17 protein-coding genes are annotated in these 22,759 nt (G+C 60.6%); 11 read left to right on the top strand and 6 right to left on the bottom strand.

Features of this window, described 5'->3' with window-relative positions; translation table 11 throughout:
* The 7 genes from C2L80_RS08640 to C2L80_RS08615 form a co-directional block, all read left to right on the top strand.
* Positions 1-772 (top strand): glycosyltransferase (locus tag C2L80_RS08640; RefSeq protein ID WP_204600562.1); only part of this gene is annotated, 772 nt, incomplete at its 5' end.
* Entirely contained in the window at positions 769-1,875 is a 1,107-nt protein-coding gene (locus tag C2L80_RS08635) for an EpsG family protein (protein ID WP_103263028.1), read from the top strand. The genes C2L80_RS08640 and C2L80_RS08635, both read left to right, overlap by 4 nt.
* Positions 1,876-1,916: 41 nt before the next feature.
* Positions 1,917-3,302 carry a polysaccharide biosynthesis protein gene (locus tag C2L80_RS08630; protein ID WP_103263027.1) on the top strand — a complete coding sequence of 462 codons (1,386 nt, stop codon included), beginning with the start codon at positions 1,917-1,919 and terminating at the stop codon, positions 3,300-3,302.
* Positions 3,303-3,358: 56 nt separating this feature from the next.
* The gene (locus tag C2L80_RS13895) at positions 3,359-5,101 is read left to right on the top strand and encodes a glycosyltransferase family protein (RefSeq protein WP_157941046.1); all 1,743 of its coding nucleotides are present in this window, start codon (positions 3,359-3,361) and stop codon (positions 5,099-5,101) included.
* Positions 5,098-6,201 carry a polysaccharide pyruvyl transferase family protein gene (locus C2L80_RS08625; RefSeq protein WP_157941045.1) on the top strand — a complete coding sequence of 368 codons (1,104 nt, stop codon included), beginning with the start codon at positions 5,098-5,100 and terminating at the stop codon, positions 6,199-6,201. Before C2L80_RS13895 ends, C2L80_RS08625 begins: the two co-directional genes overlap by 4 nt.
* A 20-nt stretch (positions 6,202-6,221) precedes the next feature.
* Positions 6,222-7,274 (top strand): Coenzyme F420 hydrogenase/dehydrogenase, beta subunit C-terminal domain, encoded by a 1,053-nt coding sequence (locus C2L80_RS08620; protein WP_103263025.1) that lies wholly within the window; start codon positions 6,222-6,224, stop codon positions 7,272-7,274.
* A 136-nt stretch (positions 7,275-7,410) separates the two neighbouring features.
* Positions 7,411-8,670, top strand: coding sequence for an ATP-binding protein (locus C2L80_RS08615; protein ID WP_103263024.1), 1,260 nt, complete (start codon positions 7,411-7,413; stop codon positions 8,668-8,670).
* A gap of 46 nt (positions 8,671-8,716) precedes the next feature.
* On the opposite strand, the gene C2L80_RS08610 is transcribed toward C2L80_RS08615, so the two are convergent.
* On the bottom strand, positions 8,717-10,039 hold the full coding sequence (locus tag C2L80_RS08610) for an ATP-binding protein (RefSeq protein WP_103263023.1): 1,323 nt from the start codon (positions 10,037-10,039) through the stop codon (positions 8,717-8,719).
* Between the two features lie 311 nt (positions 10,040-10,350).
* Between C2L80_RS08610 and C2L80_RS08605 the strand changes: the two genes are divergently transcribed.
* A complete protein-coding gene (locus C2L80_RS08605) occupies positions 10,351-11,235 on the top strand; it encodes a methionyl aminopeptidase (RefSeq protein ID WP_087198246.1) in 885 nt (294 codons plus the stop codon).
* A gap of 92 nt (positions 11,236-11,327) precedes the next feature.
* Here C2L80_RS08605 and C2L80_RS08600 read toward each other — a convergent pair whose 3' ends face one another.
* The gene (locus C2L80_RS08600; RefSeq protein WP_103263022.1) at positions 11,328-12,998 is read right to left on the bottom strand and encodes an FAD-dependent oxidoreductase; all 1,671 of its coding nucleotides are present in this window, start codon (positions 12,996-12,998) and stop codon (positions 11,328-11,330) included.
* A gap of 240 nt (positions 12,999-13,238) precedes the next feature.
* On the opposite strand from C2L80_RS08600, the gene C2L80_RS08595 reads away from it, so the two are divergent.
* The 3 genes from C2L80_RS08595 (at position 13,239) to C2L80_RS08585 (ending at position 16,113) form a co-directional block, all read left to right on the top strand.
* Positions 13,239-14,819 (top strand): helix-turn-helix transcriptional regulator, encoded by a 1,581-nt coding sequence (locus tag C2L80_RS08595; RefSeq protein ID WP_103263030.1) that lies wholly within the window; start codon positions 13,239-13,241, stop codon positions 14,817-14,819.
* Between the two features lie 183 nt (positions 14,820-15,002).
* On the top strand, positions 15,003-15,257 hold the full coding sequence (locus C2L80_RS08590; protein WP_103263021.1) for a hypothetical protein: 255 nt from the start codon (positions 15,003-15,005) through the stop codon (positions 15,255-15,257).
* Positions 15,244-16,113: a hypothetical protein gene (locus tag C2L80_RS08585; protein ID WP_092197539.1), complete on the top strand. Its 870-nt coding sequence runs from the start codon at positions 15,244-15,246 to the stop codon at positions 16,111-16,113. Before C2L80_RS08590 ends, C2L80_RS08585 begins: the two co-directional genes overlap by 14 nt.
* A gap of 74 nt (positions 16,114-16,187) precedes the next feature.
* Here C2L80_RS08585 and C2L80_RS08580 read toward each other — a convergent pair whose 3' ends face one another.
* The 4 genes from C2L80_RS08580 to C2L80_RS08560 form a co-directional block, all read right to left on the bottom strand.
* Positions 16,188-16,616 (bottom strand): FKBP-type peptidyl-prolyl cis-trans isomerase, encoded by a 429-nt coding sequence (locus C2L80_RS08580; protein ID WP_092197537.1) that lies wholly within the window; start codon positions 16,614-16,616, stop codon positions 16,188-16,190.
* Positions 16,617-16,916: 300 nt separating this feature from the next.
* Positions 16,917-17,351 carry an FKBP-type peptidyl-prolyl cis-trans isomerase gene (locus tag C2L80_RS08575; protein WP_087198256.1) on the bottom strand — a complete coding sequence of 145 codons (435 nt, stop codon included), beginning with the start codon at positions 17,349-17,351 and terminating at the stop codon, positions 16,917-16,919.
* A complete protein-coding gene (locus C2L80_RS08570) occupies positions 17,348-18,640 on the bottom strand; it encodes a glutamate-cysteine ligase family protein (protein WP_103263020.1) in 1,293 nt (430 codons plus the stop codon). The genes C2L80_RS08575 and C2L80_RS08570 overlap by 4 nt, the downstream gene beginning before the upstream one ends.
* A 1,857-nt stretch (positions 18,641-20,497) precedes the next feature.
* Entirely contained in the window at positions 20,498-21,406 is a 909-nt protein-coding gene (locus C2L80_RS08560) for a hypothetical protein (RefSeq protein ID WP_103263019.1), read from the bottom strand.
* Positions 21,407-22,759: the final 1,353 nt, after the last annotated feature.

Genomic DNA, 22,759 nt, shown 5'->3' with positions numbered 1-22,759 from the left:
AGTACGTGGCCGAGAGCGAGTGGGGCTCGAGGCGCTATCTGGACGTGACTCTGCTGGAGGGGTAGCCGCACCGGACGGCGGGCTTATGAGGCTGTCGGAAAAGTGCGCAAGATTCTTGACGGTACCTTTGCGGGATTCCCCCAAAATGTGGGTATATCAGAATATTGTTGGTAGACTTATTGTGGATTCATGCCGTAAGGCCGATGGGGTGGTAGTTCAAACGCATTGGCTGGCGCGTCGCTTGTCGGAGCGTTGCGGTGTTGAATCTTCAAGGATATCCGTTGAGTCGGTAGGCGAAGAGATCGTCGCTCGGTCTCGTAGACTTAAAACCTCGGTTTTTACCTTTGTATACCCTGCGTCTGCTGAGCCCTTCAAGAACCACCAAGTGGTTGTCGATGCTTGCCGTTTGCTCAAGTCGCAAAAGGTTGGCGGATTTAAAGTTGTTTTTACACTCGATGGAACAGAGAACGCGCTCTCTGAGCGCCTTCGAGAACAATGCAGATTAGAATCCCTGCCTATTGAGTTTGCCGGCTGGATGGAAAAAGAAGAAATCGCGCATATGTATGCTTCGGCCAGCTGTTTGTTGTTTCCCTCAAAACTGGAGTCATGGGGTTTGCCTTTGAGCGAAGCGAAAGAGTACTCTCTGCCGATCATTGCGTCGGATCTTGAATACGCTCATGAAACGATCGGGGAATATGAGAGGGTTCGTTATTTCGCGCCGGACGATGTCGATGCGCTTTTTTCGGCGATGAGCGAGGAAATAGCTGGATGATGGGGTTTTTGCTGACTGCGGCATCGATTGCCGCTGGTTTGATCAAGCGCAACTCAAAGGTCGTCGCTTTCATCGTCCTCGTTGTCATGTGGATTTTGATGGGTTGCAATACATACAACGACGACTACGACGGTAGTGAGTTCGTGTTCGAGAATTACTCAGTTCAGATTGCAGGAGCGGGTCAGACATTCGGCTATCAACTTTTAATCGCCGCTGCTCATACGATAGGCCTTTCGTACTTGCAGTTTCGCATGATTCTGAGCATCATCGGATTATTGTGTGTATTTGCTTTTATAAATAGGTATACAGGATACGTTGCTTTTGTATTGGTGATGTATATAATCTGTCCCTTTTTCTATGATATTGTTCAATTCCGCTTTTTCTTGGCCAGCTCTATTGCGATTTTTGGGTTGATATTCCTGATAGAAAAGCGTAGATTTGGAACTCTACTTTTCGTCGTGTTTGCATGCGTTGGGATATCTATCCATACGGCATGCGCCCTATATTTACTGTTTTTGACGACAGCGCTCGATGAGAGAAAGTGCATGGTCTTGAATTTGGCCATCGCTTTCGCATTTCTTTTCGGTGTATATTCGGGATTGCTAGCACCTCTTGCGTCCTATTTTGTTGATGCGAGCAAATTCGAGGTGTATTTTGAAGCGTCTGCGCGGTTTGGATATTTGCAATACTGGGCGGTTTTCGCACTGATCATGCTTCTGTTCTGGTCGATTTCGTCTCGGAGAAAGAAGAAAGAAAGGAAGGCAATCCTGGGTCCCGCTTTCGCGTCGGAGGAAGGTTGTTGCGACAGGCGAACTCAGTTTGTCGAGTTTTCGATGAAGGCTCGCTTTCTTTTGGTTCCATACCTGGCCCTGCTTCCATTGAGCGTTCAGAATTTCTATAGGTTGATCCGGTCTATGCTACCGATGGTGTATTTGTTTTTTACGATCGTCTTGTTCGAGCGCCCTGCAGAGTCGAGAGGCATGAATGCAAAACTCGAGAAGGCAATGTTTGTTCTCTGGGTTGGGGCGAATGCGCTTATCGTGCAAGCGGGTGTGTGGGATTTGGTGATTGTGACGGAATTGACGGAGAATCTTTTTTGGTAGATAGGCGGTAAGGGTTTTCGTGGATTGCCCCAGAAAGCTTTATGCGGCGTAGTTTTGCACAGGTTGTTCTTGCGCAGGTAGTGGTTCTTGTCGCAAGTTTGGTCAAAGCCCTCGTTATTCCCAAGATCCTTTCTGTCGATGGTTTTGCATTTTGGCAGGTCTATGTTTTGTATTCGGGTTTTGTGGGTGTCTTTGCTTTGGGCTATAGCGACGGTGTTTACCTGCGCTTTGGCGGTTGCGATTGGGATAGGCTGCCGTTTCGGGAGCTGAGGGCTTCAAACAGGATTTACTTTTTTGTTCTTGTCGCTTTCAGCGTTGTGCTCGGCATTTGCTCGCTGTGCTTTCTCGAGGGCCCGAAATCGTTCGCTATGTTTTTTGTTGCCGCCGATATAGCGGTTGTCGGGATGTCGGGACTTCTGTTGTATCTTCTGCAGGTTACCAACCAGATCAAGCAATATAGCCTTTATTCCGCATTCGACAAAGTGTTGATGCTGGTCTTAATACTTGCGGTGGTGGCTTTCGCAATTCCCGATTATCGCATCTTCATAATTTGCGATTTTCTTGCAAAGGCGGCAGTCGCATTAGCGCTTGTTTTTTCCTGCAGGGATGTCTTGTTCGGTGTATCTGACGGGTGTGGTTTAGGCTTCAAAGCCTATCTTGGCGAGGTGAAGATAGGTTTTAGTCTATTGGTTGCCAATTTGGCGGGCATGTTGGCTGTTGGCGCGGGGCGGTTTGTCGTTGAGATATTTGGGCAGACGGCCGATTACGCCTATTATTCGCTGGGAATATCGGTAACGAATTTAGTGCTAACCTTTGTGGGCGCATGCGCGTTGGTGATCTATCCGAACCTCAAGCGTATGGATAAGGGGTCGCTTCGGCCCTTCTTTGGCAAGGTGTCTGCTGCGTCGGGTACTGTCTCCTCTTTGGGATTACTCGCGTATTGGCCCGTAGCATTTTTTGTTTCCTGTGTCTTTCCTCGGTACGAACCTCTTCTCGCTTATCTTGCCCTCTTGTTTTTGGCGGTTGTGGGCCAAGTTCGTATGCAGCTTTTGTGCAATACATATTACAAGGCTTTACGAATGGAGCGGGATCTTTTGAGAGTCAACTTGAGTAGCGTTGCTCTCGTGGGCCTATTGGCTGGCGTATCGTATTTCTTCACTCATGACGTGTGGTGGGTGGCTTTCGTCACTGCTGCAACTATGCTGGGGCGCGCTTGGTTGTCCGAATGGGGGTTGCGCAAAAGGCTTTCCATCGAGAGCGTATCGTCTCTTGTTGCTGAAGTGGTTGCGTGTGTAGGCTTCTTTGCGGCAACGGCGGTCTTGGACGGGTGGGGAGAATGTGTTGCGTTGACGATAATTGGCGCATCGGGATTCGCCTTCTTTCTGCTGATGGGTCGCAGAGAAGCGAAAGGAGCGGTTAAAGCGTGAGGGTTGTGATTCTGGTCGGAAACTATCTACCTCGTTGCTCTGCGGTAGGAAACTGCATGCGCAATATTGCAGAATGCTTGGTGGTCGATCATGAGGTGACAGTGGTATGTTTCCGGCAAAATGACAGCCAGCCTTCTTCCGAAGTGATTGATGCGCAACGAATTGTGCGCGTCGCCACTTACGCCATGAAATTGAGGTATCGCTCTGATGCGCGCATCGCAGCTGGTAGTGCTGTTGCGAAAATGGGGAGGTTGTTTACCCAAATTGCTCGTCATGTACGGCTGATTGTGAGGAAGAATGCTTTGGAAGAGGGTCTTGTTCGCGCTTATCTTGCCGCATTGGAGGATTTGGGTTTTACTCCCGATCTGCTCGTACCCACCTGCATGCCTTATGAGGCGATTGAGGCGTCGGTGCGTTATAAGATTACCCATCCGAATGTCAAGTTGGTGCCGTATCTTTTTGATCAATTTGCCGCATCGGCAACGCTGTATGCCAAGGAGTCGGTTCGTTCCAAGAAAGAGAAGGCCAACCTTGCATTGGAGCGCAAAATGCTCAAGCATTCGGATGCCGTTTTGAATATCACTTGGGAATCGCATGTGGCTCGGTATCACGAGGACTATCAAGAAAAGCTCCGCCATGTTGAGCATCCTCTTCTTGTCAGGCCCAAAACAAGATCGAAGCATACGTCGGAAGCGCACAATGGGTCGAGCGTTCTTGTATATGCTGGAGCCTTCGCTCCTGGCATCAGGGATCCCGAATATGCTTTGAGAGTTATTTCCAAGGCGATTGAGACTGGCTCTGTATTGAGCCGCGCCGATTTTTACGTTCCCAACAAGTCGTCTGCGGAGCATTGGTTCGATGGGTATTTGGATGATGGGGATGTGATGCTTCTGGACGCTGTCCCTTCGGAGCGCATTCCCGATATCTACGGGAACGCCTCATGGCTCTTGTCGGTGGGCAATCGGGATGCAAGACAGAAAGTCAGCAAGATATACGAATACATGGCGTACGGAAAACCCATCGTGCATATTGCTTCAGCTCGGGGCGATGATGTCTCGCGCGAGTTATCCTCGTATCCTTTGGCGCTGTGTCTGTGCGAGGGCGATCCGGTGGAAGAGAGTGCGAGTCGTTTGGTTGAGTTCCTCTCGCGCACGAAAGGGGCAGAACTTTCGTTTGAGCGAGTGTCGAAGTTGTTCGTCGATGAATTGCCCGAGACGGTTTTGTCTGCGTTGCTCGAATCAGTGGGGGGGGGGTTGTTGTTTGCAGGAACGCTCAATAAAGCGGTGAATCTGGACTATATGCTAGAGATTATGAAGATCGTGTCGTCTCTTCGCCTTGATGTTCATACGTCCGATACATGCGGTGAGCGTTTGGGAGCGGAAGGGGATGCGGACGGTGCGATTACCATTCTTCCATGGCTCTCCGGCATCGAACTGGAGAACGCTTATGCAAAAGCAGACTGCCTCCTTTCGGTTGGGGAGGTGAATGGAAGGCAGCTTTCAAGCAAGATTTTTGGCTATATGGCGGCGGGCAAGCCCATCGTTCATATTTACCATGGAGAATCCGATGCCAATCTAGCCTATCTTCGCAAATACCCCCTCGGTCTTTGCGTGGGGGCTAAAAGCGAAAATGCGGTTCAAAACGCTCACCGTATCGCCCTGTTCGTTATTTGGTCAAAAGTCAGAAGCGTTTCGTACGAGACGGCAGCGAAAGCGAACCCCGATTGTGTCCCCTCGTTTGTGTGCGGCAGGCTGTTGGAGGCGGCTTCTTTAAGCGATCTGCCGAGGAGGTTTGCGTGAAGAAAATCGGAATCGTCACCTATATCAAGAACTACAACTACGGATCTGCCCTCCAAGCTTACGCGCTGCAAGAGGCGATTGCGGGCCGGGGATACGATTCTAGGTTGATTGATTATCTGGATATGGGGAAACCTTGGAACGTCAGGGTGCAGCGCCGTGTCGTGCTCAATCGTTTGATGGGGGCCTTGCATGCACCATCTGCTGCTTTGAAACTCGAAAGGGCCAAAGGGGGTGCTGTTCCCAGCAAAGAGAAGCGCGAGCGTTTCGACGTGTTCTATGGGGAGAATATAAAGTATTCCGTGGATGATTATACGGAAAAATCTGCCTACGATGCCCTTGTTTGCGGCAGCGATCAAGTTTGGTCACTTGCGGTGCCGGGTTTGAACTGGAGGTTTTTTCTGCGATTCACCTCGGCTGGAAAACGAGTTGCCTATGCCCCGAGTTTTGGGACCTCGATCGTGCCACGTTGGAATAGGCGGCTGTTGGAAAAGTATCTCCGGGAGTTCGCTTACGTTTCGGTTCGCGAATTGTCGGGAGCGCGCATTGCTAGGGATGCGGCAGGGTTGGATGTTCCTGTTGTCTTGGACCCGGTGCTGTTGGTTGGGAAGAGTTTTTGGGAATCCGTTGCGCCTCATCAAGAGGGAGATTATATAGCATGCTACTTTTTAAGCGACGAGGCGGGAGCGATCGGTCGTGTGAAGGCGCTGAGTCGTGCGTTGGGTTTGTCTGTTCTTTGGTTTGGCGATAGGGCTCCTGCCGGGGAGGTTCCCCAAACGGTGGGGCCGCTTGATTTCGTGAGTGCATTGAGCGGAGCCTCGTACGTGTGTACTGACTCTTTTCATGGAGCCGCTTTTTCACTGCTTTTTGAGAAAGACTTTTCGGTGTTCGATAGGAACTACGAGCATAACCGGGGGCAATCGACGCGTATAGATTCCCTGTTTGAGCTTTGCGGGGTAAAAACCGAAAAGGTTGAAAATCGCAGGGATGTTGTTTCGTGGGATCGCGCTGCGGTTGAGAAGAGGCTTGGTCGGCTTCGAGACGAATCCGAAAGGTTTCTGTTCGGTTCCCTAAAAGCTGTGGTGGACATTGTTTCTGAGTGAGTTGTGGGAGGAGGCGCGTGATGATCGAGAGGCATAGCCCCCGCAAGGTCGTGGCCTTGACCGACGGCGACGTTGCGAGCCTTGAGATATCCGCATCGGGCGGGGCGTTCGCAGTGCTGGCGAGAGAGGTTCTGCGGCGCGGCGGGGTTGTGTTCGGCGCTGCGCTTGCGGAGGATGGCTCCGTGCGACACGTTTCCGTCGAATCGATCGACGAGCTTCATCGACTGCAGGGCTCGAAGTACGCCCAGGGGCATGTGGGCGGTACCTTCGCGGAATGCATCAAGGTTTTGGGACAGGGTCGAGAGGTTCTCTACTCGGGTTTGCCGTGCCAGATCCATGGATTGAGGGCGCGGGTTGAATCGAGCGGCTTGGAGCACGAGCAGAAGGAAAGGCTGCTTACCTGCGACCTTATATGCCACGGGACGCCCTCCCGGAAGCTGTTCGCCGTCTATCTCGATTGGCTGGCCGATCGGCACGGCGCTGACGACGGGATTCACGGTTTCCGGTTCAGGACGAAAGAGTTCGGCTGGGGCCTCTACCGCTATTATTACTACTACTATCGAGATGGTGTTCTACACGAGGTGTCCGGCGGTGCTGGGGACGATCCGTATTATCACGCCTTCTCGAGGGGCGTGATCTACCGCAAGGGCTGCTACAAGTGCCCGTTTTGCACGACCGAGCGCGTTGGCGACATCACCATCGGGGATTTTTGGGGAGTGCGAAAGCGTATGCCTGGGGCCTACGATCCCCGAGGCGTGTCTGCTGTGCTCCTCAATACGCCGAAAGCCGTCCGTTTTTTCGAGGATCGCATTGCAGATAGCGGAGTTTGCTCTTGGAGCGATGCCCGGTTGGACGATGTGGTTGCCGAGCAGGTGAACCTCAGGCACCCGACAAGACGTTCCGCCGAGGACGAGCGCGTGGCCGCCAGAATCGAGCGCGCGCTGGAGGCCGGGGACTACGGGGAGGTCTTCGAACGGTTGTTGCCTGTGGATCAAGGGAGGAATGCGAAGATCAGGCGTGCGCTGCCGAAGTCCGTTCTACGGTTGCTGTACGGGCTGAGGAATGGGAGATAGCTTGCGTTGGCATTGCGGATAGCGGAGCCTGAAGCTGCTGTATTTGGGGCGGTATTCGATTTCGTTCCTGTTTTTGCATTGCGACCGCGTATCGTTTGCGCGTAATTTTACGCGTAACTTTAGTGGGAGGTTGACAGTGCGGGAAGGCAAGACGCTTGAGTTCAAGGAAGACATTTCAAATTCGTTCTTGAAAACGGTATCGGCTTTCGCCAACTATGGTGGTGGATCGATCCTGTTCGGTGTGAGTGACGAGGGCGAAGCCGTGGGTCTGGACGATCCGTTGGGGAAATGCCTCGATATCGAGAACAAAATCAACGACTGCCTGTATCCCCGGCCTGAGTATTCCTTAGAGGTGCGCGAAGCGGATTCCGTCATCGACCTCAAGGTGGAGGCGGGTCGGTTCAAGCCTTACCTCTATGAATCGAAGGCATACAAAAGAAGCGATAGCTCTACTGTCGAGGTTGATGCGGTCGAGTTGACCCGCCTCGTTCTCGAGGGGCGAAACATCGATTTCGAGCAGCTGCCTGCCGATAACCAGAATCTTTCTTTCGGGCACCTCGGGAACGCCATGCGGGAGAAGCTCAGGCTGGAAGCGTTCGATGACGATGTGCTTAAGGTCCTCGGGCTTCTGTCGGTCGAGGGGCGTTACAACAATGCGGCGACGATCCTGGCTGACGAGGGTGGGCTTCCAGGGATCGATATCGCCCGGTTTGGCGAAAGCATCAATGTGGTGCTTCGGAGGGTGACGAGCGAGGGGAAGTCGGTTTTGGCCGAGCTCGACGAGGCGGTGCAGGTATTCGAGGACCTCTATTGCTACGAAGAGGTGTCCGGGACGACACGCCGGCTTGTTGAGACGGTGCCGAAGGAGGCGTATCGCGAGGCGGTCGCGAACGCCATCGTTCACAGGACATGGGATGTCGCCGCCCGAATACGCGTCTCCATGTTCGACGATCGCATCGAGGTGGTGTCTCCCGGAGGGCTTCCGGCAGGTATTTCTGAGGAGGAGTACCTGTCCGGCATGATCTCCATCAGGAGGAACCCCATCTTGGCGAACGTCTTCTACCGGTTGGGCCTCGTCGAGGCGTTTGGCACGGGCATCCTTCGGATAAAGGCCGCCTATGCGCAGAGCGCCAGCAAGCCCCGGTTTTCCATTCGCGAGAACTCCATTGCGGTGACCCTGCCTGTTTTGAAGGCCGATCTTGGTCTGTCTCCCGATCAGCAGCTTGTTTATGATTTACTGAGCCCGGTTCGCCCCATGGCGAGCGGCGAGCTGCATGCCCGTGTGAACTTCAGCAGATCGAAGCTGGGCGGCATCCTCAAAGAGCTCGTCGCGGCGGGCCTCGTGACGACGAGCGGCGCGGGCAGGGGCTTGAAGTACCGGCAGGGCCAACCGTGACGGGGTGCCGCGTCGGGCGCGCTGCTTCCGTCGCGAGCTCCCTCCTTCAAGCCCCTAACGCCGTGATGGGTATGACGTACAATCCCTCCTCCACCTTGCGCGCGTACTCTGACACGCCGGTGATGACGGCCATGAACTCGGGCGGCCTTGTCCTCGCGAGCTTGTTGCCGGCGATCTTCTCCCGCAGCCTTCGGAGGCTCGCGACGCCCTCTGCCGCCCTCGCCTCGCTCGTCTTGACCTCGAACGCCGCCCAGCGTCCGTCGGCGAGTTCCACGACGACGTCGGCCTCCAGCCCGGAATCGTCCCGATAGTAGCGCAGCGGGATGTCGGAAGCGCATTCGAGCGCTCGCGCGTACACGGACAGATCGCGCACCACGAGGTTCTCGAACACCATCCCGAACGTCTGCCAATCATTCATGAGCGCCTCGGGAGACATCGCGAGCGCCGCCACGGCAAGGGACGGGTCGGTCAGATAGCGCTTGGGCTTTACGGCCGTCCGCTTCGGAGAGCGGGCGGGGGGAGCCCATCCGGGCAATTCCTCCAAAAGGTACAGGCGTCGCAGCAGGTCCAGGTAGGAGGCGAGGGTCTTCTCGGTGATGCCTTCGTCTTCGGCCGAGCGGTCCGCCATGTCGGCGATGAGGGTTCGGTACGTCGCCGCCTGTCCGAGGGTCCGCGCGAGCGAAAACAGGAGCCTGCGAGCCGTTTCGGGATCCTTGCCGTGGCGCGGGACGCTTTCCGTACGGAGCATCCGCAAGTACTCTCGGGCGATGAGCTGGGCGTCTTCGGCTTCAAGATCGATGGCCTCGGGCCAGCCGCCTCGGCACGCCAGGTTCACGAGGGTAGCGGCGTTGGTTTGAACCTGAGAGGCTTCGAACTCTCCTTGGAACAGGCCGGAAAGCGACACGCTGCCAAGGGAATCCCCGCTTTCCTGCAGCGACATGGGGTGCATGCGGATCCTTCCGATCCTGCCCGCACCGCTGTGGCTGGGAAGGTCGCTTCCGTTCTCGCCGCCCGCGGGCAAGGGGGTGGAGGATCCGGTGAGTATCCAAGCGCCCCGTAGGCCCCGTGTGCGATCGACCTCATGGCGCACGGTGTCCCACAGAGCGGGCGCTAGCTGCCATTCGTCGATGACATGGGGCTTCTCTCCCAAGAGCATTGCCGCTGGGTCGTCTTTCGCCAAAGCTAGCGACGCGTCTACGTAGCTCACGCTGGCAGCGTGTTCGAGCGCCGTCCATGTTTTGCCGCACCATTTGGTGCCGGTTATCTCCACGGCGCCGAAAATGCGCAGGTAGCGCTCGACGAGCGTGTCGACGGTGCGCGGCAGGTATCCTTCCGGCCGTACGGATGCAGAGGCGCTTTTGAGGGGCATGGGCTTTCCTTTCCGCCGGGCTTATTGTAGCCATTACCGATTTTCCGAGCAAGTCATTACCGATTTTCCGAATAATTCGTTACCGATTTTCCGCACTCTGGTCCTTTAGAGGTTCTTTGGGTTTCAGCCCTTCCGGCACTCCCCGCTCCTCCGGTGACCCCGCTTCGTCCGTCGCCCTCCGGCCTCCTTCTGCTCTCGCTCCTCTCCTCCCGTCTCGCAGAATCCCCCGAATCCCCGTCGAAAGTGCCGAAACGCGCCGCTCGCAACGCCTCGCAAGGGGTACAATACCCCGCGAGCGAAAGGAAGAGCGCATGTACGACGGAAAACAGCAACCGGGCCGCAACGACGCGTGCTGGTGCGGCAGCGGCAAGAAGTACAAGAAGTGTCACCTCGATATCGACGAGCGCCTGCAAAGCCTCTACGACCAGGGCTTTGAGGTTCCCGATCGCGCGCTGCTCAAGACCTCGGCCGACATCGCGGGCATCAAGCGCAGCGCCGTCATCAACATCGGCGTGCTCGACTACGTGGCCGAGCGCATCGGCCCCGGCGTCACCACCGAGCAGGTCGACCGTTGGGTTCACGACTACACGGTGGAGCGCGGCGGCATTCCGGCCGACCTCGGGTACGAAGGCTATCCGAAGAGCGTGTGCACGTCCGTGAACGAGGTCGTGTGCCACGGCATCCCCTCCGAGGCCGACGTGCTGCGCGAGGGCGACATCGTGAACGTGGACTGCTCCACCATCCTCGACGGCTACTACTCGGACTCCTCGCGCATGTTCTGCATCGGCGAGGTGTCGCCGGAGCGCCGCCGCCTTGTGGAGGAGACGAAGCGCGCCATGGAAGCGGGCCTCGCCGCCGTGAAGCCCTGGGGCTTTTTGGGGGATGTGGGCGCGGCGGTGAACGCCTATGCCCAGTCGTGCGGGTTCACCGTGGTGCGCGAATTCGGCGGCCACGGCATCGGCCTCGATTTCCACGAGGATCCGTTCGTGAGCCACGTGGCCCAGGCCGGCACGGGCATGGTGCTCGCGCCGGGGCTCACGTTCACCATCGAACCCATGGTGAACGCCGGCGCTCAGGAGATCGACATGAGCGACCCGAACGGCTGGACCGTGCGCACCGCCGACGGCAGCGACACCGCCCAATGGGAGGTCCAGCTGACCGTCACCGAAAACGGCTACGAGCTGCTGTCCTGGTAGCGTAAGCGAATCGAATCGCGATCGCCCTGCACGCGAAAGCGCCCGACGCGTCGAACTGCGCCGGGCGCTTTCCAGGGAGGGAGGGGTCGTCGCTATTTCTGCGCCACCATGCGGCCGATCACGTAGCCTTCGGTGTAGCAGCGGCCCAGCGACAGGCCGAACACGGTGAGCGGGTAGTCGATGCCGCCGTAGAAGCGTCCCGAGCAGTTGCCGATGGCGTACAAGCCCTCGATGACCTCGCCTTCGGGCGTGAGGCATTCGTGGTTCTCGTTCACCTCCACGCCCGAGCAGATGGCGCTCATGCGCACATGGCGATGGATGCCGTAGTAGGGCGGGGTGTCGACCGGCACCAGGTACTGCGCCGGCTTGCCGAAATCCTCGTCCGCGCCGGCGGCGCACAGCTCGTTGTAGCGCTCCACCGTTTCCACGAACGCGTCCACGTCGGCGATCTCCAGCTTTTCGGCAAGCTCCTCGAGCGTGTCGGCTTTGTACGTGTTAATCTGGCCCTCGAAGACGCCTTCGCGCTCCACGTCCTCTTCCGGCATGTACACCTTGAGCGCTTCGGGATCCACGAGCTTGCCGGCCCAGTCGGCGGCGTCCTCCATGTAGGTGCTGTCGAATATCTGGCAGTAGTGGCCGGCGTCTTCAGCCGAGCGCAGGTAGCAGTTCATGAGCGACATCTCCACCGTCTCGTTCACGAAGCGCTTGCCGGTGGAGTTCTTCACGGACAAAAACGGCATGTCGCACATCGAGGACGGGCCCGCGTCGAAGTCGTGGAGCATCTTGGTGTGCGCGAGGTCCTCGATCTTGCCGCCGGCCCACACCACCATCTTGTGGCCGTCGCCGGTCTTGTTCGTCTGCTTGGGCTCGAGGTTGGTCATGTCGGGCTGGTAGTAGTAGAGCATGTCGGTGTCGTTTTGGTAGTCGCCCGTGGCCATGATGACGCCCTTGGCCGCATTGAACTGGATGTAGCCGCCCTCGCCTTTGGCGATGACGCCGGTCACCTTGCCGGAATCGTCCTGCACGAGCTGCTCGGCGGGCGTGGAGTAGAAGATCTCGACGCCTTCCTTCGCGGCCGTCTCGGCCAGCGCGCGCATGCCATCGCCGGTGGTGAGGGGCTTCGGGCCGAAGAACGACGTGATGAAGTTCATCGTGTAGCCCTTCTTGGTGATGAGCGGGATGTGCTGTTGGTTGCCTTGGTCGATGACGGGCGCGCCGCTTTCGGCAGACTTCTCGATGACCCACTTCACGGCCTCGCCGGAGTTCTGGGCCCACAGCTCCACGAGCGCGCGGTTCGCACGGTGCTGGCTGTCGGCGATAAGCTGCGAGACGAGGTTCGCGACGTCCGCAGGGTCGCTCGTGGCCAGGTCGATGCCGCTGCCGGAGTTGCCCTGGCTGATGGCCTGGTTCTCCTTCTGAAGAAGCGCTACGCTCGCGCCGGCCTCGAGCGCCGAGAGAGCCGCCGGAACGCCCGAGGCGCCGGCGCCCACCACCACCACGTCGAAGTCCTTCGTCTCCTTGATATCGGTGATGGGCTCGGGCTTCACAAGGAAGCTCGGCAACCCTTCGCGCAGATGCCCTGCCGCCGTGCCCGCCTCTCCAGTGGTTGCGCCGTTGTCGCTGGCGCCGGTTCCGCTCGTCTGCGGAGCGCACGAGGCAAGCGCTCCTGCGCCCACCACGCCGGCGACTGCGACGGTGCCGAACTTGAACAGGTCGCGACGGCTGATGCCGCTTGCGTTGGTGCGGTCGATACGGTTGGTCATGGGATCCTCCTTGGTTTCGGTACTTTCCCTCGAGGCCAACCTTAGCGCGGCGGCGTCTCTCTGTCTTTCGTCCATGGGCGTCGAAACAAGGATGATTTGCATCATCCTTCGGTATAACCCTATCATTGATCAGGTGAAACGAAATCCCGATGCGACGCGGCGGGAGAGGGCGGCCTTGCGCGGCGTTTTCGTTCGGGTACAATGAACGAGCTGGAAACGATCGAGGAGGAGCCGTTTCGCATGAGGGAAACGCCATCGCATACCGCCGGTGACGAGGCGGTCGCTTCTGCCCGTGCGGCATCTGCCGGCGCTGCCAAGTCCGCATCGTCTGCCGGCTCGGTCAAGCTTCCGGCGTCCGCTGAAGACCGCGATCCGGCCCCCGAGGCTCGCCGCGACGTTGGCGAGCGTCCGAAGCCCCCCGGCCCGCTTTTCCCGTGGATGCCGGCCATTCCGCTCGCGTTCCTCGGCCTTGGCGTGTACCGCGCGTGGATCGAGATCGTGTTCGTGGGGTCGTTCGTGTCGTTTCCGGCGGCCGATGTGGCCGGCCACGACGCGTTCGATCTCGTGATGATCGCCACGATGCTCGTCTGCGCCGCCCTCGCGAAGCGGACCGGGCCGTATTTCTCGCGCACGCCGCTGTACGTCTGCGCGGGCGTCGCGCTCGTGGCGTCCACCTGCTGCATGTTCGCGTCCATCGCGGTTCCCGCAGGGGCCGACGTGCTCGCGGTGGCGGCGGTGCCGCTGGGCGGGGCGGGCATCGCGGTCGTCATCCTTTTATGGTCGGAGCTGTACGGATGCCTCAATCCGTTCCGCGTGGCGCTGTACTACTCGGCGTCTATGATCGTGGCGGCGGCGATCATCTACGTGTGCCGAGGGCTTTCGGTCGAATGGCTCGGCATCGCGGTGGCGGTGCTGCCCGTCGTCACGCTCGCTGCGGTGGCGGCCGGCTTCCGAGCGCTGCCGCCCGACGAGCTGCCTGCGGCGCATCCCGTGAAGTTCTCCTTTCCTTGGAAGATCGTCCTGCTCATGGCCATCTACGCGTTCGCATACGGGCTCAAGGAGTCGTCGATGTACCAATCGACGTTCGGGCCCCACTCCGCGTTCGGCACGCTCGCGGTGGCCGCCATCGTGTTCGTGGGCGTCATCGCGCGCGGCGGCAAGTTCGACTTCGGCATTGTCTACCGCATCGCGTTGCCGCTCATGGTGGCCGCATTCCTCATCATTCCCAACGTGGGGGCGTTCGGCCAGGCCGTCTCCGACTTCTGCACAAGCGCCTCGTACACGGCGTTCTCCATCCTCATCATGCTCATCATGGCGAACCTGTGCTACCGCTACGGCATGTCGGCCGTGTGGCTGTTCGGCATCGAGCGCGGCGTGCGGGCGCTGTTCACCGTGCTTGGTCGGCAGACCGAGGCGTTGCTCGGCTCGCCCGAATTCGGGCTGATGGGGTCTGATGCCATGGTGAGCGGGCTCGTCATCGTCATGGTGGTGGCCGCCACGATGATCCTGTTCTCGGAGCGGGAGCTGTCAAGCCGCTGGGGCGTGGCGTTTTTCGGCGGGGACGGCACGCCGGCGAACACGGCGGTGGTGAAGCGGCAGGAGCTTGCGAGCCGCTGCAGCGAGCTTGCGAAGCAGCACGGCCTCTCGCCGCGGGAGGAGGAGGTGCTGCTTCTGCTCGCGCAGCACAAAACGGTGGGATCCATCGAACGCGAGCTGTTCATCGCGAACGGCACGGCCAAAACCCACATCAGGCACGTGTACCGCAAGCTCGACGTGCATTCGAGGGACGAGCTTGTCGAAAAACTCGGACTTTTTGAATAAAAATACAAACAAACGTTCTTGTTTTGTGCTATACTGATCGCGAACGAAAGAGCCAGTGCAAGCGCTGATTCCCGCTTCGGCCATGCGGGCAGCCCATAGATGGCGACGGTGTTCCGCGTCGCCCGTACCACGCTTGCAAGATCCTCTCAAGCCCTTGGAACGCTTGCGAAGAGGTGTCGCACTATGTCCGAATCGTTTCCCGCTATCGCGCTCTGCCCTCATGCGGAGGCCCTTGTCGTCATCGAGGTGCTGCCGTTGTGCTCCCTTGACTCGCCGGAAGGGGCGCGTCGGGCGGCTGCGGTCGCCCAAGAGCTCGTCTCGCTTGAGCCGCGCGACCCTGCCGGGTTGTGCGAGGGGAGGCCGCTGCGCTGCATCGCAGCTGTGAGCTGCGAGGATGCTTTGGCTCTCGTGGAGGAGGCGGGTCATGTGCGCCTCTGACTTCTGGGCGCGCGATAACGTGCCCTTCGAGCGGTTGCCCACGCTCCAAGAACTTCTGATCTGCTGCGACGAGAAGTTGCTCGTCCGCGCCATCATGGAGGGCCACCTGCAAGCGGAGGCGGCTGCGGCCGTGCCCAAGCGCCGCAAGGCGATGAAAAGGCGGCTTGCGAGGGCGCTCGCGGCGATGCGCGCCCTGCCGGTTGAATGCCCCAGCCGTTCGTCGGTGCTCCTGCCAAGAGAGCGGTTCGCGCTCCATGCCGATTCGAGGCTGATCGAACGGCGCATCGTCGCGTCGCTCGCGCTCCTCGACGACGCCGAGGAGGCTCGGCGCGCGATCGCCCCTCCTGCCGAAAGGGCGGCGCGCGCGTCGGGTCGGGCGCACTGCGCGTTCGCAGAGGAGCGCCGTTACGCGCTTGCGCCATGGGAGGAATCGCTTGCGTATCGGGTATGGCTTGGCGGTCCATGGTGCCTTAGCGAGCGGTACGAGGCGCTCGCGAGCGCGTTTTGGGAGATGACGTTTTTCGGGTTCGAACACGACCGGGTTCTCGCGCGCCAATCTCGCAGGAAGGCCGAGTTGGAGCTTGACGCGGATGCGTCGGATGGGGAGCGCGGCGGCGACGGCGGCGGCGCGGGGGATGGCGAAGGGGCGCGCGCGAGCGCGTTCGTGCCGGTCGGTGCCACCGTGCGAGCTGATCGTGCCGTGCGCGCGCGGGCGTTCGGACTTGAGCTGCCCGACCGGTTCGACGAAGAGCGGCGCGAAGCGCTTGCCCGCCGCGTCTCTGTGCTGAACGATGCGGCGGCGGGCGAGTTTTGGGAGCGTTTCCTGGCGCTCGCGTCGAGAGGGCGTGCGGCGTGATCCGGGACAAGAAAAAGGCGAGGCGCCGCACGCGCCTCGCCTCCGGGCATTCGCCTCGCTGTCGGTCTGGGTCGTCAGTCGGCGGCTTCCACCAGCGTGATCTCGAACGTGAGGGCCTTGCCCGCAAGCTCGTGGTTCATGTCGAACGTCGCGATGCCGTTCTCGATGGACTTCACGAACACGGGGAAGGGCTGGCCTCCCGGACCCATCATGTAGACCGTCTGTCCGGCAGGAAGCTGGTCGCCGTTGGGGATCTGGGAGATCGGCACCTGCTGCACCTTGCCCTCGTCGCGCTCGCCGTAGGCTTCGGCGGCGGGGATGCGCACGGTCTTCGTCTCGCCCACGGCCATGTCCTTCACGGCCGCGTCGAAGCCGGGGATCATCTGGCCGGCCATGCAGGTGAATTCAATGGGCTCGCCCCGCTCGACCGAGGAGTCGAACGTGGTGCCGTCGTCGAGCGTCCCGGTGTAGTGGACCTTGACCTTCTTGCCTTCGTTGCTCATAGGGGGTTCCCTTTCGCTTGGAAATCGACGCTTTCAGTCTACCCGAGCGGTTTGATGCCCATGATCGCGCCGCGCAACCTGCTCCAAGTCGCCACAAGTTCGCCGCCGTGCGCAGAGGCCGTGCGCGGTCGCGCCCGCCGCCTCCTGCGCTGCCGGATCCCGTGTGCAAGGCGGGGTGGTCCGCATGCCGGACGAAAAGCGGGCGTCGCGCGCGGAAAGCCCGCTTGGGCTGAAAGCCTGCGGGGCGGGCGAATCTTCCGTGCCGTGCAGCTGCTTGGGGACGGGGTTGGATTGGGCGCGTTAGCGGGCGGGGAGGTCGCTCACGTCGAGCAGCGTCATCTCGAAGTTGAGCGACTTGCAGATGGCCTCGTGGTTCATGTCGAACACCGCATGCTCATCGGTGAGCTCCACAAGCCGAGCCGGAAAGGTTTGGCCGTCGGGCTGCTCGAGGTTCGCCATCTCGCCGACGACAAGCCGCGTCCCAGCGGGGATCTTCGAGCGCTCCACGGAGATCACGCGCTCCTCGGTGCGCTCTTCGTACGCCTCGTTCGCTGCGACGCGCACGGTCCTCGTCTCGCCCACGGACATGTCGCGCACCGTCTCGATGAACGCAGGAGGCATCCAGCCCTCCACGCAGGGGAACTCGATCGGCTGCTCGCGCTGGTCGATGAACGTCGCCCCATCGTCGAAGTAGCCGCGGTACGCCACTTTCACCATGCGGTTCTCGTTGCTCATCGGGCCCCGCCCTCCCGATCGCGCTCGGCCAAGGTCGCAAGCGTCGTGCGATCGGCCACGAGGCGGGCGAGCGGTTCGAGGTGGGCCCGATCGCCTTCTCCGAGCCCTCGCTCGGCGATGTTCATCACGGCGTCGCACAGCTCGGCGACGGGCCGTCCGTACACCTCGGCGCGATAGCCGCCCTCCATGAGTGCGACCTTGGCCGATTCGTAGTCGGCCGCGCGCACGTCGGAGAGCAGCGCGTCGAGGGCGTCGAGGCTTGCGGGGCTGTAGAACAGCCCTCTGACGAGCGCCGCGTAAGCGATGGCGTACGGGATGGGCAGGGCGTCGGCCGGTCTGATCTCGATGTAGGTCTTCAAGCGCACGTCCGTGAAGAACATCGACAGCGCGTGCTCCACTTCCGCGCGGCTCATGGTGCGGTTCGCGTAGATGTCGCCGAACGTGCGCTCGGAATAGCACCACTGCTCCTTGTCGCAGGGAACGAGGATGGCGACGGTGTCCAGGATGTATTCGGCGTAGCGCCTCAGATCGAACGAGGGCTCGAACACGTCGGGCACGAGGCCGCATCGGTCGTTGTCCACGTGCTTCCATATCTCGGTGCGCACGAGCTCATGGGTGCGGGGCACCCCTTCGAACACGGGAGAGTTGTCGCATATGAGCGACAGGATGGGCACGAGCGCGAACGCCAGCCGGAGCTTCCTCAGGCAGTCTTGCGTGCTCGTGTAATCGATCGACACCTGCGTCGAGGCGCTTCCGCGCATCATGCAAGGGCCGTGCGCGTCCTTCTTGCCCAGGTACAGATCCATGAACTGGTAGCGGCGTTTCGGGATGAGCTCGAGCGAGCGCGCCGCGGCCGTGGGATGGTATCCTGTTGCAAGCATGCGCTCGCCCACGGGTGCGAGCAAAGATCCGATGCGGCTTTCGAAGGCTTCGAACACCTTGCGCGCGCGGTCCAGATCGACGAACGGTCCGGCGGACAGTTCCAGCTGGGCGGCGGGCTCGATGGTGACGGCCTCTCCGGGCCGCGCGACGCCCAGAAGGTCGCCCTGCGCGTCGCGCGTGAGCGCGGGGTACTCCTCCTTCAGCTGGTCGAGCAACCAGGCCACCCCGTGCTCCTCGCTGTAGGATACGGGGCTCATATCGTCGTGCACGAGGATGTGCTCAAGCTCGATGCCCAGCTCGCCCGGACCGCCGACGGGCTTGATGCCCTGCTCGAAGTACGAGACGATGGCGGCGATGTTGCTCTCGCGAGCAGGTTGGCGTGTGTCGCCGGCAAAGGTGGCGTTCATGTTCTCTCCTGAGTGGCGCACTTCCGAGCAGTGCGCGGTCGATAGGGAGCGTTTCAAGCTATAGGATACCGCGTATACGATACCTGCAAGGTCTCTTTGCATCGCAACGGCTCGAAACCACATCCCGTTTCCATTCGCCCGCCGCGCGTCGTTTTGCGTGCGATGCTCCGGCCTTCTCGCTCTATCCGTCGAGGCGTGCCAGCTTGCACTTCTGTTCGGGGTTGCGCGATCGGCGCGTGACGGGTGCTGAGGGGTGCTTTTGCGCGTTGCCCCGCGGACGCGATCTCCTTGCCGTTTGCGTAGCGTTGGGGCGTATCGGAGGCTTCGCGATCTCGGCTTCCGGAAAGGCGCACCGTGTCCGAGGGCCGGGTGCCCCTTCGGTCGCCCGGGTACCTCCGGATTTCGGGCCGATCACGCATGGGTCGGAGGACCCTCCCGAAACGCGCCGCATGCGGTAACTGATGTAGGCGAAGCCAGGATTGGCACGAACTCACGCTCGCCTGATCCCGAGCCGAGCCCCTCTGGCCAGGCGCCCCGTAAGGCCCCACCCGACGGGCTGGGGCTTCCGAGGCACCTGCGGGGCTTTGCCCGGCGGGCCGACCTGGCCTCTGCCGCGGTGATTCAACGGAGGCTGGTAGCGGTTCGACGTGAAGATGCGTTCCCCAAACCGCCATCAACGCATGTTTGGTTGCCTTTGTGCGGCGTTCCCGCTCCATTCCCTTTCGAGAAGCCTTTCGGTGCGACGGGCTTTCGACGCTCTCCCGCGGATTGCGTTGTGGAAGAATGCCTCTTATCGGGCGAGGGTGCGCCGCTTTTGCTTGGCGAAGGGCTCGTGTTCCGTTGCCAAATCGGGATAGGCGCGACTGCATCTTCCGCTCGGGAGGCGCCTTTCTCCGTTCCGTCGTCGCATTAGGGCTAGCGAGGCTGTCCGACAAGCTGGGATCGACAGAGGGCGCTTGGCAGATTCGGTGCCGCCTGTTCGTACGGGCTTTTGGGCTCGGGCTTGGACTACGGCATTGCGGGCCGTGCGAATCGCGGTTCGGCGGCGGGGCTCGAATCTCCGTGCTGGAAGGTTGCGGCCATCTGGCTTTCCTGCTGAAGCGCTCCAGCCCGTCTGCCGCCGGATGCCGGCTTTCGGACCGAGCGGCTCGCCGCCGGACACCGGCTGGCTTGTCAAGGCGCTCGCCGTAAGCTCGCGTTCAGCCCATCGTGCGCGAAATCGGTCCGAAAATGGCCACGAAACCCCGTTCTGGCACGAAAAGGCGGCGTTCGGGAGCCCCCGCGGAAGCCGCTTCCGGCAAAAGGCCAGGTCGCGAGTTTCGGATGCGCGCCCGAGGGGGACAATCCGTGCCAGAACTCGGTTTGGTGGCCATTTTCGCGGCGATCCGCTGTTAAACCAGGATTGACATAGGCCAGGTCGGCCCGCCGAGCAAGGCTCCGCCATCGCTTTGGAGGTTCCAGCCGGCAAGCGGGAACCCCTCCCCCTGAAGCATCCGATCGGTGGGCTTCAGGGAACAATTTGGCAAACGCGTGTTCGTGTCAATTCTGGTTTAACAGCGGACGCGGCGAAATCCCGCATGGCGGGTTGGAGGCGCGGATTGCGGTTCCGGTTCCGGCCTTGGCTCCGACTCCGGCTTTGGCTCCGACTCCGGTTCCGGCCTTGGCTCCGGTTCTGATTTCGGTTCCGGCTTTGGTCCCGGCCTTGGCCCCGGCTCCGACTCCGGCCTTGGCCCCGGCTCTGCTCCCGGCTTCGACCCTGGTCCTGGGTCCCGTTCGGCGACCTTGGCCGCCTGTGCGATGTCCCGTCTCCACTCCGGCCTCCGCGCCCGGCTTCGGTTCCGGCCCGGCTCTGCGCGCCTATCTACCGTCCCGCACCTTGCGGCGCACCTCGGCGGCGATGCGGGCCGATTCGGAGCGGAGCTCGTGCAAGTCGAGGTCTTTGAGGGCTTCGGGGCGGCCTGAGCGCGGAAAGGCCTTGCGGCCGCTGAGCGTCTCGGGGCTTCGATGCACGGCGATCTCGCGGATGGGGAGGCCGAGCGGCCTCGCGCGGGAGATGATCGTTTCGCCGGACCGGCCGATGATCGCGCTCATGCCCTCGATGTCCCCTTCGGCCACGTAGAGGTGGCAGCGGTAGCGCTGCGTGCTGTGGGAGGCGTTCTTGCTGAAGCTCACCTCGGCGAGCGCCGCGCCCTCGATCTTCTCGAGCACCGCCCAGGCGTGCTCGAGGTTTTGAAACGATAGGCAGAACGCGCGCTTGAGGGTTTCGAGCAGTTCGGATTGGTCGGCGCTCGCCCCGTCCGAGGGGCGCGCGTTCGGGCGTCCGCGCAGCGAGCCACCTGGCTCCGGCGTGCCGAACAGGCTGGCAAGGCGTTCGAGGGCGTCGGGATAGAGGTGGCGGTCCTTCATGTCGAATGTGGCGATGAGATCGCGCACCTCGTCGACGTGCATGCCCTGTTGCGCGAGCGTGAGCCTGAGCAACTCGCGGCGGGCGTTGATCTCCGAGCGCGCGAGCGAGTCGTCGAGGTAGACGCCCAGCACGATGTGGTCCCGGTCTTTGTCGCGACCTTTGCGCGGCGCGGTGTCCTTTTCCACGTACAGGCTGTTCGTGTGGGCGAGCACGTAAAGGGCGGCGTCGGGGTTGTCGGCCCATGCGCCCATGACGGCGTCTTTGAACCGCTGGTTGTTCAGGGCGATGCGCAGCTCCCGCGCTGCGTCGACGTCGAGGGACGCGAGGAGGTTCGACACCCCTGTGGCGATGCTCTCCATGGCCTCCCTTTCCGGTTGCGTGTCGGCGATGAAAGCCCATTATAGCCGATGATCGCCGCCAGGGTGGAAGACTGAAAGGCGTTGTGGCCTTGCCGTTCGCGTTTGCGATGGGGACGGGCAGGGGCGAGCGCAGCAACGGGGACGGCTTTCTGTGGGCGCGCTTGCGATGAGGACGGGCAGGACGGCTTCCTGGTGGGTGCGCTTGCACGGCGTCGGTGAGTCTTTGCGCGTGGTCCGGCCTCTGCCAACGGCGGTTCGACACAGAGGGGGAGGAAGCCGTCTCCGTTAAACCAGGATTGACACGAACTTACGTTTGCCGATCCTTGATCCGGGCTTGCTCTGGTCGGGGTTTCGGAAGGCCCCCACCAGTCCGACGGGTGGGGCTTCCTGCGGTGCCGGCGGGGCCTTGCCCGTTGGGCCGGCCCGGCCTCTGTCAATCTTGGTTTAACAGAGGCAGGAAGCCCTGTCAGCACAAAATCACGGTTAAGAACGATTTTTTCGGGGCACGGGAAAGAGCCACCTGGGGTTTCTCCAATCGACAGCGTTTTCGGAAGTGATAAATCGTTCTTAACCGTGATTTTGTGCTACATCGTTGGTCGTCCGCTGTTAAACCAAGATTGACAGAGGCCGGGCCGGCTCGTCGCGCAAGGCTCTGCCATCGCTTTGGAGGTCCCAGTCGGCAAGCGAGATCCCCGAAGCACCCGATCGGGGGCTTCGGGGGACGATTCGGCGAACGCGGGTTCGCTTCAATCTTGGTTTAACGGTGGAGTTGGTCGCTCTACGCCAAACCAGGATCGACAGAGGCTGGGCTGGGTCGCCGAGCGAGGTTCCGTCAGCGCTTCGGAAGGCCCGCCCGTCGGGCGGGGGAGGGCCTTCCGAAGCGCCCGGCCAAGGGAAGCCCGGCTCGATATTGGTCGAACGCGAGCTCGTGCCAGTCTTGGTTTAACATAGATGAAATCAAAATCTAGCAAGCATGAGTTCGCGTCAATCTTGGTTCAGCAGAGGCATCAGCAAGCTCTGGACAAAAACGAACGGTTTCTCTATTCCTATTTGGGAATAGAGAAACCGCCCTCGCCTTCGACCAGGAGTTTTGTTCGAACATCGGCCGCAGCGCGCAAGCGGAGGGCCCCTTCAAGCCGAAAAACCGGAGAAACCGTCGCTTTTTGTCCATGATCGTTTGAATCATGTTTGCAGGGAGTGGGGGGCAGAGGGCGCCGCGCCTTGCCGCAGCTTCGGCCTGCGTCTTGTCGGTCGCGCGGCGTCTGCCGCCCCCGCGCCCCCTGTCGCCACTTCGGCCCGCGCCTTGTCGGTCGCGCGTCTGCCGCCTGCCGCCGTCCACCGTCCCCCCGTGCC

The sequence above is a fragment of the Rubneribacter badeniensis genome (assembly GCF_002899695.1).
In the GTDB taxonomy this organism is placed as follows: domain Bacteria; phylum Actinomycetota; class Coriobacteriia; order Coriobacteriales; family Eggerthellaceae; genus Rubneribacter; species Rubneribacter badeniensis.
The sequence above is the reverse complement of the archived record's forward strand: the minus strand, read 5'-3'. Positions and strand labels throughout refer to the sequence as shown.